The 18,539-nt window shown below is 61.7% G+C and carries 11 protein-coding genes; 2 read left to right on the top strand and 9 right to left on the bottom strand.

All coding sequences use genetic code 11. From position 1 onward, the window contains the following. From AC0L28_RS31365 to AC0L28_RS31325, 9 genes are all read right to left on the bottom strand, one after another. Positions 1 to 3,414, bottom strand: coding sequence for a pPIWI_RE_Z domain-containing protein (locus AC0L28_RS31365; protein ID WP_473482251.1), 3,414 nt, complete (start codon positions 3,412 to 3,414; stop codon positions 1 to 3). Beyond that, positions 3,411 to 4,496 (bottom strand): restriction endonuclease-related protein, encoded by a 1,086-nt coding sequence (locus AC0L28_RS31360; RefSeq protein WP_473482249.1) that lies wholly within the window; start codon positions 4,494 to 4,496, stop codon positions 3,411 to 3,413. The genes AC0L28_RS31365 and AC0L28_RS31360 overlap by 4 nt, the downstream gene beginning before the upstream one ends. A 344-nt stretch (positions 4,497 to 4,840) precedes the next feature. Then, the gene (locus AC0L28_RS31355) at positions 4,841 to 8,143 is read right to left on the bottom strand and encodes a UvrD-helicase domain-containing protein (protein WP_473482247.1); all 3,303 of its coding nucleotides are present in this window, start codon (positions 8,141 to 8,143) and stop codon (positions 4,841 to 4,843) included. After that, positions 8,143 to 10,542, bottom strand: coding sequence for a PD-(D/E)XK nuclease family protein (locus AC0L28_RS31350; protein WP_473482245.1), 2,400 nt, complete (start codon positions 10,540 to 10,542; stop codon positions 8,143 to 8,145). The genes AC0L28_RS31355 and AC0L28_RS31350 overlap by 1 nt, the downstream gene beginning before the upstream one ends. A gap of 906 nt (positions 10,543 to 11,448) precedes the next feature. Then, positions 11,449 to 11,712: a hypothetical protein gene (locus AC0L28_RS31345; protein ID WP_473482243.1), complete on the bottom strand. Its 264-nt coding sequence runs from the start codon at positions 11,710 to 11,712 to the stop codon at positions 11,449 to 11,451. Then, positions 11,709 to 12,152: a hypothetical protein gene (locus tag AC0L28_RS31340; protein ID WP_473482241.1), complete on the bottom strand. Its 444-nt coding sequence runs from the start codon at positions 12,150 to 12,152 to the stop codon at positions 11,709 to 11,711. The genes AC0L28_RS31345 and AC0L28_RS31340 overlap by 4 nt, the downstream gene beginning before the upstream one ends. A 94-nt stretch (positions 12,153 to 12,246) precedes the next feature. Continuing rightward, positions 12,247 to 12,657, bottom strand: coding sequence for a hypothetical protein (locus AC0L28_RS31335; RefSeq protein WP_473482239.1), 411 nt, complete (start codon positions 12,655 to 12,657; stop codon positions 12,247 to 12,249). A 167-nt stretch (positions 12,658 to 12,824) separates the two neighbouring features. Continuing rightward, the gene (locus AC0L28_RS31330) at positions 12,825 to 13,802 is read right to left on the bottom strand and encodes a trypsin-like peptidase domain-containing protein (protein WP_473482237.1); all 978 of its coding nucleotides are present in this window, start codon (positions 13,800 to 13,802) and stop codon (positions 12,825 to 12,827) included. Further along, positions 13,799 to 16,069 carry a DNA/RNA non-specific endonuclease gene (locus tag AC0L28_RS31325; RefSeq protein WP_473482236.1) on the bottom strand — a complete coding sequence of 757 codons (2,271 nt, stop codon included), beginning with the start codon at positions 16,067 to 16,069 and terminating at the stop codon, positions 13,799 to 13,801. The genes AC0L28_RS31330 and AC0L28_RS31325 overlap by 4 nt, the downstream gene beginning before the upstream one ends. 771 nt (positions 16,070 to 16,840) lie before the next feature. On the opposite strand from AC0L28_RS31325, the gene AC0L28_RS31320 reads away from it, so the two are divergent. Together AC0L28_RS31320 and AC0L28_RS31315 are read left to right on the top strand one after the other, a co-directional pair. Continuing rightward, positions 16,841 to 17,005, top strand: coding sequence for a hypothetical protein (locus AC0L28_RS31320; RefSeq protein WP_473482234.1), 165 nt, complete (start codon positions 16,841 to 16,843; stop codon positions 17,003 to 17,005). Positions 17,006 to 17,031: 26 nt separating this feature from the next. Further along, positions 17,032 to 18,492 (top strand): GDSL-type esterase/lipase family protein, encoded by a 1,461-nt coding sequence (locus AC0L28_RS31315; RefSeq protein WP_473482232.1) that lies wholly within the window; start codon positions 17,032 to 17,034, stop codon positions 18,490 to 18,492. The last annotated feature ends 47 nt before the right edge of the window (positions 18,493 to 18,539 follow it).

Raw genomic sequence — 18,539 nt, 5'->3', positions numbered from 1 at the left:
CTATTGTCCGTCATTTCCCTTGACCAGCAGGCCCTGACATTGGGAAAGCGGCTCGAGGTATGGCCTGTAGAGGGCTTCATATATTTCGGCGTGCACGGCATCCTTAGAGTTCACGAGGCGGTCGAGAATGCGCTGCATCGCAACGAGGTAGCTCGTGGCGGCTGTGTCTTCGGACGGGCCTTCAGGCCGGGTTGAGTTCGGTGCCCAGGCAGCATCCACGAACAAGACGCGTGTCTTGCATCCGTTGCGCATCGACCGCCCGATCGTCTGGATGACGTCAATCATGACATCGGCGACGAAAGCCTCATTGAGATTGCCCAGCGTGCCGAACCTGACTGAGTGGCGCAAAAGTCTGCGAACGTCGGTCATCGTTTGGCGACGGATGGTTCGCAGCCGTTCCGCCAGTTCCCGCGGATCTACGTCCCGGCCGAACCTTTCGTGGTCGAACTCCATGGAGCTTCGGCCGACCATCCCGGCGACAAAGTCGAAACTCTCCTGTGCCGGATGCGGCCTCGTCAGGAAAGCGACAGTGCCGATGGCCGCCTTGTCCGCCAGGTCCGTTCCGGCATAGAGCGGCCCGCCGAAAACGATGTTCACGCCGCGTGAGAGTGCCTTCATCGGAAAGACGACGGCATCCCAATCATCTCTTTCACCGAGCCGTTCGACCTGGGCGGCGGTGACATAATCGCCCATGTTGCCTTCGGGGACCGCATTGACGACGGCAATCAGCCTGCGTCCGTTGCGTTCGGAAACGGACATCGCGTGATCTTTGACCAGCCGCACCTGTTCGTAGCCGTTGACGACGAATGCAACTTTGCGGCCCTTGGCGAACGAATCCGCGAGCAGGCTTTGCAACAGGCCGCCTTCCCTGACGAAGTGATTGGTCATCGCACGCATGATGCGTTCCCGGTCTTCGTAGGGCGCTCCGGAAAATCGGAGGGCCTTCTTTGGATTCTGCGGGTCTGGAACAGTTTTCAGGAGGTATCGGTTCTCTTTCCATGCGGTGTCGCTGTCCGCCCGACGCAGGATATAATCCGGGCCGACTGGCACGTGGAATGCGGGGCTGTCTGCAAGGAAGGATGTCGCACTAGTGAGCAGGACATTCGGCCCCCGCTTTATGCCGTCATGCCGCAGCAATTCGTGCAAGCGGTAGAGGAGCATTCTTGGTGCTCCCTCGAATGTTACATAATGGAGCTGGAGGCTGTTGCGTCCCCTGCGCTGCTGGAAGAGGAAGCGAACCCCGGCAAGCCGTCCGATAATCGAATCCGGGACGAGGCGACCGAAATCCATGCTGATGCCGTCAACAAATATCGGGGAGCGGTGGACCCCTTCCGCCGCCATCACATGCTGTGCCGGCAGCAGGGAAAGGAATTGCATGACCACGCTGGAGATGTTGACCAGAAACGTGAACAGGGCCGCGGATTTGGCCATGCCGAGTTCGGGATTGGGAGAAACGAATGCCATCATGGCTTCCCGCGCCTGCTCGATGGCATCGGCTTTTTGGACGCTGGAGGGATAAGACAGCCAATCCTGCAGGAAATCGGCGATCTTGCGGAAGGCCTCTTGTACCTCCTCATCCGATTTCGATAGGGTGATTCCCGTGCGCCGGATGTCGAAATCCCTTTCTTCGCCGTCGGCGGTATCGAGCGTCCTGAACAGCACCTGCCTTATGCAGGCATCCCAGAATGCCATGATTGCCCCGACGCGTTCATCCTCGGCTGAACGTTCCGCATCGGTACCGTGGCTTTTGGCGGGGTCTCCGAAAAGATCGGCGACTACCCTGTTGCCTGTGACGAAGGCATCGTCGTAGCTGGCGAAGAATCGGTTGCCTGATGCCGCGCGATCGTTCTGCAGCAACCGGACCAGAAACCTGTTCAGGTCGATGAAACGGGTCGCCTTGGACGCGTAATCGGCGACATTCGTTCCTGTTCTGTCATTCTCTCCAAGAGCGATCGGCTTCAGGAGATCGTCGAGTAGCCTGTTTTCATATGAGGACTTCGCCCCGGATATCGTGATCTCGCCGACGGCCCGGCCGTCGAGGACGGATTGGATACCGTCCACCTCGTCTGCAATAACAACATCCGAAGCCCGGGCAACGGCTTCTATATGGCGGATGTGCTCTTCAGCGAAATGCGGCGGCATCCTTGTGTCGAGCGACATTACATGGCCGAGCCAAACATGGCGCTCGGCAAGTTGCCGTGCCGCCTTCATACGTCCGCACCATGAGGAGACCGGGCAAAATGAGGTCGACTCCTTATCTCGCGGCGCTCCGTCGGCCTTCAGTTTTGCCTGGGAAATGCGCGTGCAAGGTGGATCGAGATGCGGAAATGGCTGCTCGTCGTCGTGCCTGTCGTCGAATCCGGCCAGCGCGCAATTCACGGACATGAGGTCTGCGAACGGAACAGTGCGGCCGAAACCTCTGGCATTGTCCAGGGAACCGATGCGTTCGGCCAGCTTGCGGGCATGGTTGAGACGGGTGTCGGGAGATTGGCCCATCAGCAGGCCGACATCGACACCATAGCCGGATAAATCCGCCATGAGATTGAAGCTGACTTCAATTGACGGAAGCAGAACGACGGTGCGGAGTTTCCGTTCGTAGAGCCAGGCGATGATAAGAGTAACAAGTGTCGTCTTGCCTGTACCGGGCAGGCCGATCATGTGTTTGAGTCCGTCAAGGGTGATTGTATCGGCTGGCTCCAGTCGTGACCTGTTGGCCGCAGGGGTCAGAACCTCCACCTTTGCCGCCCCGTTGGCATCCAGAAGACGCCTCGACCATGCTTTGGATGTCCTGTTGGCATCGGCGGCATCAATGGCGTCGAAACGTTCTGCGATGGCCTGCAGATCGGCTAGCGGTATCAAAACGGGGCTGCGTTCGCGCGCGGAAATGTTGTGGTACGGGCGTTCCGGCAGGTGTTCCGCAGCTTCGGCGAGATCGACGGTAATGCGCCGCGCTCCTGCCTCGCGTGGGTCGACGCCCATCGGCCTCCCCTCGCTTGCGGGCGACATGCCATGAAATCGGATGGGAACGCCTCTCTCAAGGGCTTGTGCCCATTGTTCGATCCTGGGATCGTTTCCGGCCCTGCGCACGAAGGTGATGCGTCTCGAGCGGGGGTCGATGTTGTATGGCTGGTCGACATAGTTATCATCTTCCTCCCGCCTCATTTCCTCCCAGGTAAGGAAGTCGTAGACAGCCTGGCGGAGCTCGTTCTCGGAGGTGTAGCTCACACCGAGCTGGCGCAGCGAGAAAGCGGCCCTTACGAAAGACGACAGCGAGGGATGGTCTGTTATCGAAGAAAAGCCGGAGAGAAATCCGGGCGTATCCGCCAGATCGTTGGTTCCTATGAACTGTTCGACCGCGGCACAGAGCCACTGGACCGCAATGACGTTTGAGTAGCCTTCGGGACGCTCTCTCACGAAAACGCCTCCGCCACCTGGGAAACGGACTTGAACTCTATGCCGTCCTTATTCTTGGACACGGCCGAAGCCGTACGCAGGTAATCGCGGTCGGACTGTAACCAGAAATCCGGCACGGCCACGATCCGGCGTCGGAAGGAAAGTAAGCCGCCTATGCCCGCAGAGAAGCGTTTCCCGAGAACGGCAGCGCTCGAATAGGACTTTACATCGATCCCGATTTTCGTTCCGTCGATCCCGATGTCGGCGAGATCGCACATTGGATAAAGAACGACATCGGACCTCTTTTTCCGGAGTGCGTCATAAAGGGCGATCTCCGGCAGGCCTGGACCGACCCAGAAAGTCATGATGGCAGGGTTCGCCATGCGCCAGTCGTCGTGGACAGGAACGTCGTGCTCGTCGCCCACGGCAGTGTCAGGCCACGACATGCGGCATTCCCTGACGGCACACCGCCCCAGTGGAAAAGTTGAGCGGTCGGCAGTGGCGAAAAGGGGAGCGTTGCAACGGGCGCACAGTCTCAATGTCTTGCCATGGAGTGCCGAAGCCGGCAGCGGAGAAAAGAACGACGGGATTTCCGAAGCAAGCTCGGGATTCTCGCTTGCGAAGGCCAGGACTTCCCTTCTTGTCCGGCAAGGTCGCCGGATTATGTTCTCGCGCACCGCTCGGTAAAGGCTGTCCGCATTCTTTCCGACTCTCGACAGGGCAGTTCTCAGCTTATCGTGAAAAACGTCCTCTACGATCGACCCCTCGTCTCGTATCTCTGCCAGATCGATACAGTCGGCGGTGGGTGTGCCGTATCCCTCGTCCACAAGGATGGCATTACGTTCTTCGCATCGCGCGAATGAAACCGGACCCCATTCCCGGATGGGTCGCGTCGCGAGTGTCGTGAAATCATTCACTTGGCTAGCGATGTCCGAAGGAAAACAGTCCCGCAGCGCCATTGCCGAGACAAGAGCCATTCCGCGCCGCAGAGCGGAAGACATTCCCGGACCTTGAGATAAGACCTCACGGCTGGTCAGGGACGCACGGTGCGTTTCGACCAGTCCTCTCGCCGCCATGCGAACCGCGATGCTCGCTTGGTCCATATCCCCATTCGCCGAATCGATGACGCCACCTCCCTTTGTAGACTGGCGGTTAAACCCACCAAGTCAACACATCATCTGTGCGGACGAGCATGATCAACTGAAACGGCCCTACAGAACCCGAAAGTAGACTTAAAAATGCACTGTATTCGAACGTTCACCCAAGCGCGTGCAGGTCTCTACCGGTTGGTAGCCCCAGATTTCGGCTCTGCTCCGCACGAGCCTAGCGAACGGCAGCTATCAGCATCGCCACTCTTGAAAACTTCCGGTCCGCAATCGGCGCCATGGCTCATGCCGTTCGACGCCTGCTTTCGGCTAACGAAGGTTGTGGTGCGGGCCGGTGAGCTTCAATTCGCGGGTAGGACAGGCACGATTTCGCCGGTGGTCATATATACGATCGCGCCGCGTGGCGCCGACGTTGCCTCAAGATAGCGCTGCAACTGCTGGACATACGCAGCGCGGTTCAGGCTTGTGTCGCGATCACTCTTCCAGTCCAGAACTTCCAGGACTTTGCCGTCCTCGATTGCGATCGCATCAACACGTCCGGCGAGAAGATTGCCGACTCCTATCTCGCCCCAGATAGACAGTTCAGGTGCAAGGACAGGCAAGAGACGTTGCACATACGGCAGCCGATAGGTCTGCAGCGCGGTCGTCGCGATTGCGCCTGGAGCAGGGAGCGCTCCCTCCGCAGCGTCGATGGCAAGAAGCTCGTTGAGAAGACGTTCAGCGCGGGCGGCAACGTCATCTTGCGGTGAAAGTTCACCCGTCAGAAGTTCCTCCATAAGCTTATGAAGAACCAGCCCGCGAGTCCTGCCGGCCCCAATGGGCTCGATATATTCGAACGCGCCGCTCGGGTCGGCCGCCATAGTCGGTGCGAGGATTTCGGCACGATCCGCATCGTGGGCACTGGGATTGACCCAGCGCAGTGGTGGTGAGGCTGCCTGAACGATTGCGGCTTGCCGTGCGAAAGTATCTGCGTCCTGAGGTGACGCGGCCGCGTCGAAATTGGCGGTTGTGCGTGGCTCGAGTTGGTTGAACTTTAATTCCTCAAGCAGGTCGAATCTCAGGTTGAGCAGTTTCGACCACGCGCCTGGCTTGGCCGACGAAAGATTGGGAACGACCAACAGGTCGCGGGCGCGCGTGGAGGCAACATACCACATGCGTTGATTTTCCAGCGCCTGACGCCGCGCTTGCTCCTCCCGAGCACGCTTGAGTGCAGAGGAACAGACGCCGCCGATGATCCAGTGCAGCGTGTTGTCGGATTGACGATGAACGAAACGCTCGGAGGGTCTTGCACGAGTGCCCATGTTGATGGGGATCACCACCGGCCACTCAAGGCCTTTGGCGCTGTGAATGGTCACGATCTCGACCGCGTCCTTCGACGCGTCGATCCGGCCCTCCTGCCGCGAGGCGCGACGGTCCCAATCGAGCTGGAGATGACGGACGAAAGACCGGAGCCCCCGGACATCAAATGGCCGCGCCAGTTCAACGATCCGATCAAGATTGGCAAGTGAGCGCCCGGCCCGGTTATTGCCGCTGCGCGCAGACAGTGCGACGCGCAGTTGAAGCTGCTCGATGGCCTCGGCCAACAAAATGCGCGGCGTGGTGACGTTCACCCGCGCGCGGAGTTTTTGCAGGATCTCGAGGATGAAGCTGGCGATGGGATGGGACACCAGAGCCGGCGGTGTCGTGATGTCAAAGAGGCCAGTCGGCGAGGCGTCTGGTCCGGCCTGATGGATTTCTTCGGCGACGTCGAGCAACTCTTCATCGGTGAGACCGACCATGGGTCCGCGCATGAAGGCACCGAAGGCAAGCCGGTCGCGCGAATCCGCCAGCGTACGCAGCAGCGCCAGTACGTCCTGAGTCTCCTGCTGGAGCAACAGCGTCTTGCCGGCCTGCGACGCGACGGCAAGCCCGAGCGTCTCGAGTGCTCGTTCGTAGCGCCAAAGGTCAGTGCCGGTTGGAGCAAGCAGGGCAATGTCGCCCGCTTCAAGGAGGCGGCGCCTGCCATCGTGCTCGCCTTCGATCTCGATTGCGCCAACGAGTTTGGAACATATCCGCGCAATGTCGGCCGCCTCGACGTCGCGCTGCTCGGGCATGCTCGCCGTTCGACCGTCGCCAATGGTCACGTGGGACGCGGAAGGCAGGCCATGGAAGGCGCCTTCGCGTGTGGCGGTGAGTGCGCCATAGCTTGGCTGACCGTCGGCATCAAGAACCGGTTGGAAGGCGGCGTTCACGTAGTCAATGATGCCTGGCTGGCAGCGAAAGTTGGCCCCTATGTGGACGACGCGGTCGTCCCCCAAGCGTGCAATCGTCCGCTTCGCCTGATTGTAGCTGTCGATGTCGGCACCACGAAAGGCGTAGATAGATTGTTTGGGATCGCCGACCACAAACAGCGCCCCATCACGAAGGTCCGCATCTTGCCAGCGATCGGGCATGGCGCGCGCCGCGATCGAAAACAGGATGCTGGCCTGGGCGGGATCGGTGTCCTGAAATTCATCGACCAAGATATGCGTAAAACGTCGACCCACAGCCTCGCGCACGACATCGTTCTTGGTCACAAGGGCATGTGCGCGCAGCAGAAGGTCGTCGAAATCGAGGACAGCCGCGTCGCCCTTGCGCTCAACATAGAGGTCGGTGACGGGGTCGAGGGCACGTGACATCTGATCGACCATGGCATTGCCGATCTGGCCGAGGAGCTCTGCGAATTGCGTTTCACAGTTATGAGAATGCGTCTCGGCCTGCTGATCGAGTTCCGGCCCTTTGTCCTTGCCATAGGCTGATTTCCAATACCCGAGATTGCGCTGCTTCTTAAAAGCGAACTCGTTCCATTTCATCGAAGCAGTACGCGGCGGGTCGGCAAGTTCCCATAGCCGAGCAAAGGTTGGCTGCGTCTCGAAGCAGTTCTCATAAAATGCGGCGAGGGTTTCGAACTCTCCAACCAGGGTCCCGGTGCGGCGTTCCTTGGGATAGTCCGCTTGCCAGCGTCGGAAAGCACGGACGCTCTCGACAAATTCGATATCCTTTCGCAGCGAGAAGTCGACCGAAACCGTGCCGGCCCCCGGATGCTCAAGCTTGAGCTTGGCAAGGTCGAAGCTATCCTTGACGACCTTCAAGGGCTCGAATCTGGAGAGGACCGCGACCGGATCCTCGCCCTCCCTTGTATGTAGGGAGAGACGCTCGAACAGCCATTTGGAGATGACGCTCTCGAACATCGCGTCTGCCGCAGGCCCGTCCATCATTCTCGACCCGGGGTCGAGTCCCGTTTCGACGGCATAGGCCATGATAATCTGCTGGCAGAACGCGTGAATCGTGCACGCGGTTATCTCGTCGAAGGCATCGATTGCCGACCTGAGGACAGCCTTCCGTTCGTTGAGCAACTCAAGGGTCACAGCCCCGCGCAAGACCTTTGGGACTTCTCCTGCCAGCAGCTGGGCTGCGTATTCGCGAATGCGCAGCGACAGCTCGCTGGCGGCCAGTTCGGTAAATGTAATCGCGGCTATGCTGCGGGGCGGCGTACCGTGCAACATCAGCATGACGACGCGGCCGGCAATCAGCGACGTCTTGCCCGTGCCCGCGGCCGCTTCGACCAGCAATGTCCTGTCGAGTTCCGTGAGAACGCGACTGCGCTCGAGGGCATCGCTCAGCATCACCGCTCCCTCCAAAGGGGCGCGAGCTTGTGCTGCGCGGCGTTGAAACCTTCATCTTTGCGCAGCTGGTAGCGGTCGAGCGCCGCAGGCAGCGCGATCCTGAGTTGGTTGTAGCCTGCGAACGCATCTGGTCCGGGATAGGCGATCCCAGCTCTGAGCCCTTCGACCGCGATATCGATGAAGCGCAGCAGTGTCTCTTCCGCTTGCTCGAGCATGTCGCCTTCAAGACGCGCCGGAGGTTCCATGGTGTCGAGGTAGACGAGGCGGGAGATGATTGTGCTTGCCTCGGGGATGAGCTGTTTTATCGTGACGGCGTAGAGTGCGCGCTGAACTTCCGATCCGCCGCCGACGATGACGTCGCGCAGATCGCGCGGGGTCTTGCCGGTCTTGTAGTCGGACATCCGGACGCCACGGCGGTCGGACTTCACGTCGACACGGTCAATTCGGCCCTTCAAGAGGATGCCGAAACGGCCGATCAGGACCTCTTGGTCTTCGCGCCAGGGATCGGAACACTTTGCCTGCGATTCAGGCGTGCCGAACGGCACCTCGCTGAAGCTGTGGGTACCAGGACCGAAGCGGTCATCTACCGTGAGTCCGCGGCGGGCCCGTCGCCGTGCCTCTTCGATCGTGTCCAGCCAGAGCAACCTCGGCGGCACTGCCCGGGTCAGCGGCCAGTGCTCCGCGATGCTGTTGGCTGCTGCTTCAAGCGCGCTATCAATTTCTGCTGGCGTTGCGCTGACAAGGCCGGGCATGCGCTCGACCGCGAGGCGCAGCAATTCATGCACGAGCTCACCGAAGGTCACCGCATCGAGTTGCAGCGGCTGAACGGCCAGCTCAGGCGCGGTCATCCCCAACACTCTTAGCCAAACATAGCCCAAGGGATCCCGCAGCAGCCGCCGGAGCGAGGTAGCGGATTGCGGCAAGCTCAGCGCGCGCAGAACAGCCGGATGGTCTTTCCTGAACCCACCGTCATGTGGCGTTGTCTCCAGCGTGCGCGTCCAGTTCGTCCAGCAGGAAACGACGCTCTTCATGCGCGGCAAAGCGATCGCATCCTCGGCACGAGCCAGCAGACGATCACCCTCGCTGAACGCATGCTCCGGCGCTCTCGTCCGGGAAAGAGGACGCTCGGCAACTTGGCGCTGCAGCAACCCGCTCTTGGCGAGGAACGCGCCTTCGGCCGATCGCCTGCTGCGCGACAGCGTAACCTTCGAAGCAGGATGACCGGTCAGGATCTCGAAGGCCAACCTATCCCGCTCGAGCCGGGGCAGGTCCACCAACTCGCGTTCGTTGAGCACATGGTCGGGCAGGAGCGGGTCTGCGTTGTCGCCACGCGGCCAACTTCTGCTCGAAAGCCCAAGCAGACGCATGTGCTTGCGTGGCGCACCAACCAGGTCCGCCGCCCGCGCCCAGACCACATTGTTGGCAGGGTCGCTTTCATCCGCAATGCGCAACGACGTTAGGGTCATCTCCATTGCTGCGGCCGGCGCCAAACGAAGGGCCTCCTGCCAGAGCCCAAGGCTGCTGCCGCGCAGGAGCAACTTTCCGAGTTTGACCGCAGCTTTTGCGCCGTCCACAAGGCCATAAAGCACCGGCATAACGACCGTTGCGATCGGGGAACCATCGGTCCGGGAGAGCGTCTCCAGACTTCGCGCCCAATGCTCCGGCTCAAAGAGACCCGCCTCGGTGGGAATTCCTTTCATCCAGTCAGGCGGAAGCGCCTCCGACAGGTAAGGAGAGAGCAGGGAGAGACGGCGAATGCGATCCTGCGACAGGCCGTTGATCATCGCATCGGCGAGCGCCGCGCAGGTCTGGCCGGCGCGCGTGCTCAGGGCTGAAACGCCGCTGGCGAAATGCATCGGGAGATCCGCGTCCGCCGCGAGGACCAGCATGTGATCATCCCAAGTGCTCAAGTCAGCGCTAGCGATCGCGATGTCGGATGCTTGCGTCACGCCGTCGCTCAACAATTCGCGCGCCCAGCGAAGCGCTTCAACCACCTCCGCGCGGGGATCGGCGCAAACCTCACAGGTCAGATGTTCACGAGGTTGCAAGTTCGTCGCCAGGATCGTGCCAGGAAACCAGCTTTTGTCTTGCGTGCCTGGCGCTTCCCAGGTGATTTCGATGACCGAGGCAAGGGCTTTGACGAGCGGCCGCCAGAGCGGGTCGACGGAAATAGGACGGTGGAGATGAAGAGGGCCGACGACAGCGCGCGCATGAGCGACGCGCGCAAGCGCGCGATCGCGCAGATCCACAGGCAACAGCGCGCCGATTGGAAGATGCTCGCGTAGATAGGCTTCGATGCGACCAAGGTCGTTCAGCCGAGCGCTCGGATAGAGTGGATCGTCAAAGCCAATGTCGGCCGCCCACACACGCTCCAGACTCGAGAGGACCGCCCGTGCCATGCCAGGCCTTGTCTTGACCTTTTCGAGCTCTTCAAAAGTAATCTCTGCGAGTGCTCGAGCAACGATCGGCACAAGGGTTGGGTGATCGGCTAGTCGGCTGAAACCACCTGCGAGACGCGCAGCGAGCAGCGGGACTGTGGCGACGTCGAGACCGTGGTCACCCGCTTGCGCGGCTGCGACACGCTGCATGCGAAAGGCTAAGGTGCCCTCGACGACGACGGTGTGACGTTCCATGGTGAAAAGGACATTTGTTGCGGCGCTGCAAGCCGGTAATCCGACGGTAGATTCGGGCGTATCCTAGATCAGGGACCCCGAACTACAAGGCTGCCCTTACAAAAGCAGTGAGAACCTTTTCAGATAGCGAGCGGTCGCAGGACCGTTTCTTGGCAGCGATGCGGGAGTCTCCTCTAGCGTGGTCAGCGATATCAACCTTCGACATCAGGGATGCGAGCAGAGGTGGCTTTATTTTGGAGTGGCAGCTTAGTGGTAGTTCTGCTCGAATAGCGGACTGACAGCTTCCGGCCCGCTCCAGTCGTTCACCTGTCAAGCCGAACTCGCAAAGACCGCATCTGATGCGTGTGCGCTCCGGCCAGGCCATCGTCTTTCCCCAGCGGACAATCGTTCCTCGGGCATACTCCATCACAGGTTAGGGTGATCGGCTGCAAAGCCTATTGATGCTGGCGTCTTGCTTGCACTGGACCGGCCGCGGGGAGCGTAGGGGGAGTGGGAGCCTTTGAACCGGCGCTGTGACCCCCTCCCCGGTTAAAAAAACCCGGGGGAGGTTCAGCCTGAACGCCCAGGCGCTGCAATCGCGGCGAGACAGAGGCCAGTCCGCGAATGCCCTGCTTCCGTCCATAGGACGAGTTGGACCGGCAGACGTTGCCGGGCTGAAATGTAGGCTTATCGTTAGAGATCTGATCGGAAGCCGGCAGGGGATTTTGCCCTATCACCAATCGCGGTTTCGCCTTCAATCTCAGCAAACCAATGGCCGGGGCCAAACTCGAGCCAGTCGAACCGATACGAGTTCTCCAGCTTAATCGAAACAGGCTCGCGGCCGACTTGAACTGTAAGGTGCAGCCCTGGTGTTGTGACGTGACCGTTGGAGGTGTTGTAGGCCCAGCTTTTGGAATCAGTGCGGGCAGGAAAGACAAAGGACCGATAGTCAGTCATAACCAGCAGGACTCCTTTGTGAACCTTGCCGGAAGCCAGATATCTCTCCAGAACTGCGAGATCATCGTAAACGTTAAGCCTGAAGAGGTCCTGCGCTCCTCGCAGCTTTCCCGATGATGCAAATTTTCGGTAGAGCTCATCTCAATGGCCATCGCGGTCGTGGTCTTACCCTTCGTTCCCGTGACGAGGACATCGATTTCGTTGGTTCCTGTTTCGCCCGCAAACGTACTCTCCAGCTCGATGTCGACCTTTTCATCGTCGGCGTGAAGTGCCATCGGAAGCAGTTGCTGGAGAACGTAGGCGTACTGCAGTTGCATGGACGCTTCCTTGTTCACCGGGATCAGGCCTCCCGCCACCTTGCGGGCAAAAACACCCCAAGCAACCGAAACGGTGTGTCGCAGGCGTTCGCTAAAATCCGGTGAAGTCACGAAATGGGGCAATGGCTTATCTCTTTGTATGGCAGCGCACGACGGGTAGCGCTTTTCTAGCCATGCCGGTCGATCGTCGGTGGCGCTGCGCCTGCCATCCCCTAATTCAGCGATTCAAAGTGCCCAGATGGGCGATCCAGAACCGCTCGCGAGTATTGAGGTCGGCGAACTCGCAGTTCTCGAGCACCCGAAAAGTCACGATCGAACCATCAGCTCGTGCGGTCGCCAACTGCTTGTGAACGTTTCGGAATCCGTCGACCTTATTTTTCCGATAGGGCTCGCCGGTGGCGAGCTTCCGGACATTGTTCGGATATTCTCTCAAGCGCGAACGCAGCCGCCTGGATTGTCCAACATAAGAGCCGACACCTTCGATATGCCACTCGTATATGCCTGGTCCGTCGAGGTTGACTGTCGGGGCGATCTCACAATTGAACCAAGACGTCCAATCAAGCTTGTCGGCCGACTCAGCTTTGCCGAGTGGCGATACGCTCGGGCTGTTTTTAGCCAGTTCGGACAAAAATTCCGAGGGAGCTGGCACGCTATGTTATCGGTCACCCTTGCTGTATTAAGTTCCGCCCTCTCCCTCGCGAAAAGCTTAGCGGGGACCGAGCTCTGCAACCCGAGCAACTCAGGTGAGGACTGGCAATCACCCTGACCAACCGCAATGCCCCACCATGAGGCAAATCAGCCCGCCATCCCATCGATGATGCGGTCGATGAGGATACCCTCATTGCGATAGTACGTCCGCTTCGAGGCGGCCTTTGGCTCAGACAGCCAGCCGCCGCTGTGATGCAGCGCGACGAGATTCCAGTTGGCATCGAATACCGGCGAACCGGACGATCCGGGAAGGGTGTCGGTGAGATACTGGACCCGCCCTTCACCGACGAACACAACGACGTTGGCGAGGAACGAAATCTGCTTGGGCCCGCCTCCGGCATGCTGAATGATGTTGACGTGGTCGCCCGCCGCGAGTGCCGCTGGCCGCAGGTCGAGCTCGCCCCACTTGCCGACGGGCGCCCCGCTTACGCGGACTGCGGTCCAATCGTCCTCCTTGGAGGTCCTGAAGTACTCAGCGGGCAGCAGCACGAACTCTTCGATGGGTGCATCGGCGCCATCGACCATGGTCTGGTAGTTGAACTGCGCGACGGCGGTAGCGGCCTGCTCGGCGGTCGCCAGCACGTGGTTGTTGGTAATGAGTATGTTGCCGGCAACGAGGAAGCCGGTGCCCGATGCCCCATCGCCGCGCCTGATCCTCGCAACCGACCTCGAGCGCAACGTCCCCATCTCGAGATAGGCGATGGGGACCAGCGTGCTCTTTGGACCCATGAGCTTTTCAAGCGCCCCGGGGTCCTCGGTTCCCTTCCAGGTCGTCGCAGGTCCTTCAACCGGCGGTGGCGGGGGCACGTGCTGCTTGGCGAGCTGCAGCCCCTGATGGCCGGGGTTGTCGGCTAGCGCGACATCGAGGATGCTGTCCACCTTGTCTAGGGCGTTCGCGAACCGCAGGATACGAAGCCACATGTTTATGGGGGCGCCGGAAAGGTCGATCCGCAAGTTATCGAGCCCTGCGTCCCCGGCAATGCGCTCCCCGTCGTCGCGCGACGGATAGAGGTTGGCGAGGATGGTTCTGAGGTTGGCGATCTGGCTGGGGCTCCAGGCACTCATTTGCTTTCCTCCCGGTCTGCGCCTGCGCGATAGGCGATCTCGAGGCCGCGCCAGGTTTGATACTGATCGGCCGCCCGGATCGGCGGCGCGAAGATGATCTGTGCAAGTGGTTCGATCTGGGCCAGCGGCCGCATCTTGACGAGGAACGCCTCCGGCACGGCGAATTCCAGCGGCACGGCGGCGAGGTCATGCTCGAGCAGGAAGCCATATGCAGCGATCCCCTCGCTGACCCGCGCCACGACCACCTTCCAGAAGGCCTTGGGGATGCGCGCGTGGATGTTTTTGTCCCCACTCCCGCGACCGACGAAGACAGGATCGTCCTCGCGCATTACCGGACCGGCGAAAACGCAGAGGCGTTCGCTCGCCGCTTCCGAGAGGATGTGGTTCTCGAGATCGCCCCAGTTGTCCTCGCCGCTGTCGGAGCGGTTGTAGCCGGCGACCTGCGGCGAGCAGTTGGTGACATGGAAAGAATCAACGTTTCCCTTCAGCAGCAACTCGAAGGTCTCGCCCCAGGCCACGTCGTCGCGCCGCACGATGTGGCCCTTGTCGAACGCGCCCGCATCCTGGGAATAAAAGACGTCGGGCAACTGGTACTTCTCGTCGAGGCGCCGGTCGGGAAACCAGCGTTCACTGAACAGGCCCTTGCGCGAATAGGAGCGGCCAGGCTCCGGCTGGCGAAGCTTGGGTTCCTTGGTGACGTTCGATGCGGTGATCAGCCCCAACCGGCGTAAGGCATGCATCATGATCGAAAAGTTCTGGTAGTCGAGCCGCGTGCCGCCGGCCTTGAGCGGCGCCAGGCAAGCCGGATCGGCCGCCTCGGGCATCGCCACCGTCACCGATGTCCGTTCGGTTGTTCCGGCGAGGAAATCGGCATTGTAGCCGCAGCGCCCCGCGTAGTCAGCCTCGGTCCGCGGCACCACCTTGCCGCCGGGTGCCTCGGACGGCGCTTCGGTCAGCGCTGCCTGGGTGACAACGCCCATCGGCTGCTGGCCGGAGCCGAGTGACACGGTAATTCGCAGCGGCACATCGAAGGTCACCTCACCGGCCTGGGTCGCGAGCGATGCCCGGGGGGTCGGCGGCACGATGGCCGAAGCAGCGGGGGCGCCTCCGCCGCCGTTTCCGCTGCCACCTTGTCCGGCCGCTTCCGGCAGGCTTGTTGCATCGGCGCGGATCCACCAGCCGCCCCAGTCGTTTGGCCCGCCCGGGGGCGAGCCCGCGAACTCGGCGCCGGCATCGACGACGCGGGAATCGCGGGCCAGCGCCGCCGACGGCACCGCAAAATTGCGTTCGAGGTAGCGGCCGCCGAAGTGCAGGCCCAGGATTCTCCCGCTCACTAGGTCGAGAATCGGCGAGCCCGAATTCCCGCCCAGGGTGGAGCAGTCGTGGGTCGCTGCCGGCACGATCTTGCCGAAGCTCTCGGTGCCGAATGTCCCCTGCAGGACGCCGGGCTGCATGCGCTTGACCTTGAACCGGCCGCCAGCGAGGTCGCCCTGCACGTCGGCGGCATTGCGCGGATCGAACGCTGGATAGCCGATCACCGCGATCTCGCGGCCGACCAGGTCCCTGGCGTCGTCGACTGCGAGCTGCAGTGTGGCGATCTCAGCTGGGATTCCCTCGACCTCGAGGATAGCCATGTCCCAGTAAGGGTGGATCATGCGGACGGCACGGACGACGAACACGGCGCCCGGATTCGGGTCGTGCCGGAAGTCGACCACGGCGCGACGCCCGGGAATGAACTGAAGCCGGCGGTCACCCAGCCCTTGCGCGAAGATCGCCGCCACGTGGCGGTTGGTCATCAGCAGGTTGCGGCCGACGACAAATCCGGTGCCGCCATACGGGATGTCGGTGCGGCCTGGCAGCTCGACCCGTCCGATCGCCGGCAGGCTCGCCTCGATACGCTGCTTGAGCGTCGCGTCGTCGGCCAGCTTGGCCCACATCGCGCTACCCGGCGTCGGGTTTATGCCGCTCGGGCGCGACGTGAACGAGTTGTCGACGATGTCGTAGATCGGCCGGTACTGCGGGATGATGATCGCCTCGATGTCGTCGAGCTGAGCCGGTGCGACGTCCCGGCCCAGCGCCAGTGTGTCGACGGCCTCCAGTGCCGCATGGACGGACGCCTCGACACCCGCCTCGGGGATCGGCCCGGCCATGGTCTCCAGCACACTTTCAGCGGAGGATCTGGCGCCTTCGAGCACCGCTTCGATGCCGTGACCTCCGCTGATCAGCTCGAGGTAGCTGCGAATTTGTTCCTGCTTGCTGCCAATCATGACGCCCCCCCTGCTGCACCCCTGCGACGCTCAATCCTGAGCGAGGAGGCCATCCAACTGCTGGCGCGCCCACGCACCCGAGCGTTAGTCAGACTGGCAAAGCTTCACACAAGAGACCGCCGCGTTCAATGACAGTCGGCGCGTTTGAAGGAGAAATTGTCGCAAAGTGCCGATTCCACCACTCTCATTGCAATCGTTGTCGGGGGGTTGACGGAGGCAACAGGGAGGAATCAAGTAGTAGCCAAGGAGGCGGCCCGTCATCAGCGCATACGACAACTGATGCTTGGATGTCCCCGGCTAAGGACGACTCATGTTTGAGTTCATCGCAAGCGTGGCGGAGGCTGGTCGTGCGGAAAAGGCGGGCTTTCGCGCGGCTGACATAGAGGATCTGACCTTTCTGGCGGTTCGCAGGTGAGCGGGTCGACGCCCCGCAACGTCGGATGGCCCGACGTCATCCCGCGCAAGGTGGCCCGCTGGGACCGTGGGACGCGCCTACTACGGGCAGGTGATCAAAGGCGCCTTGTGTGGCCTGAATACGCCTCCGGGATAGCACCTCGACAGCAGGATCATTCAGGGCGGTGGGCCGAGTTTTGCGTCGCGCTCGGATTGGGCAGGGTCCATGCGGAGTCCGACAACGGCAAGCAATTCAGCGTGATGGTCCTGACGGGTCTCGATGCTGCGCTTGCGTCGCGCCTTCGCGACAGGGCGAGATCGCCAACGGCTGCAAAGCCCGGGCGGCATTGCCGCGGCTCCGCTTCGGATCGCAGGGCGATGCCGTCGCTGCCCTACAGCAAAAGCTTGGCCCGCGATGCGAGCAAGCTGATCGGGCCGGTGACCCGCGACGCGCTGATCGCAAAACAGCAGGAAAAGCTCGGCTGGGCCGATGGCATCCTGTCGCCGGAAATGGACGATCACCTGGGACTGAACGTGCTCTGACATTTGCCCGGTAGGGGAGGCCCAGAATGGAGAAGATCGACCGCGCTACGTTCGAAGCCATGCTCGCCGATCCCAACGTGCCCGAAAGCGAGCTGCGCCCCTATGTAACAATCGAGCGGGTTGAGAGCCAGGCGTTCAGGCCCAGTGTCGTTGCCAACCCCTCGCTCATCGATTACGGCGACGAGGAAGCGGCGGTCGCGATGGCCTCCCTCAACGGCGTTTCCCGCTGGCGCCGCCAGACGCTCTACCGCTGGAAGATCGGCAGCTGGACCGGCCTGCGGGTGGTCGCCGAAGGCGACTCCTGGTTCCAGTACCCCTTCCTCATTGACGACGTCATCGACCACCTCTTCGATCCGTGGGCGATCTATTGCGTGAGCGGCGCAGGCGATCTGCTCAGCGACATGTCCCGCCAGGACGAAGTCACCGCGGCCCTGGTCGCGGAGCGACCCGACGTCCTGATCGTCAGCGGCGGCGGCAACGACCTGCTCGGCGACGGCCGCCTCGCCCGCTATCTCAAGGCGCATCAGAGCGGCATGACCGCAGCGGAGTATGTCACCCCTGCCTTCGACGAGCTGCTTGTTAAGATCATCGCCGCTTATGGCGAACTGGTCAGTAAGGCATTGAACGCCGGCGCCAAGCGAGTGGTCTGCCACAGCTACGACTATTGCGTCCCGAACGGTGGCCCGTGGCTCGGCCGACCGATGCTCAAACTCGGGATCGCCGACCGGGCAATGCAGCGGGCGATCATCCGCATTCTGATCGACCGGTTCCATGCCGCGCTGACCAACCTCGCCGCCGGCCTCGGCGGCAGGCTGGCGGTGGCCGATTGCCGGGGCATAGTTGCCGACGACCAGTGGTTCGACGAACTGCATCCCACCAGCGCGGGGTTCCGCAAGGTTGCGCGCATCGTCCGGGCCGCCGGTGAGGGCGTGCCCGTCGAAGAGTTGGCGGAGACCGAGCTCGAGGCGATGGAGACACCGCAGAGCGCGCGGCCGCTTCCAGTCGCCGACGCGGATACGGTCGAGGCGCTGCTGGCGGCGGACAGCGATACGCTGCTTGCCGAAATCGGGCGGCGCTCGGCGATCATCGAGGTCTCGCCTGACGCAGCAGGGAGCTACGCACTTGAACTCGCAACGTCGTCCACGTCCGAGAGCTTCGTCTCCGATTTCAAGGACCTCGGGTCGCGGGTCTTCGATCGCCTGCATCGTGAGCTCTACAAACTGCTCTGCGGCGACGACGGCGCTGCCGCGGCGGAGCGCGACAAGCTGCGCAAGGCGCTCCGACTCGAGCAGGCGGCCCTGATCGGCGCGATCTCGGCCACGCTCGTTGCCATTGCTGTTCCGCCGCTCCTCGCCCCGCTGGTCGCTGCCGTCATCGTCAAGAGCGGCATCGACCCGGCATGGGAAGTGACGTGCAAGTGGTGGGCCGAGAAACTGGGCGAACACAGCCCTCCACCCCCTACCGCTCAAAGGGACAAAAAGCCATGACGCTCCTCAGTCGACAGGCTTGGCGGCACTGGACCTCGGCGCTTTTG

Source organism: Mesorhizobium sp. WSM4847, from assembly GCF_055811335.1.
This window is presented reverse-complemented; position numbering and strand designations above follow the sequence as displayed.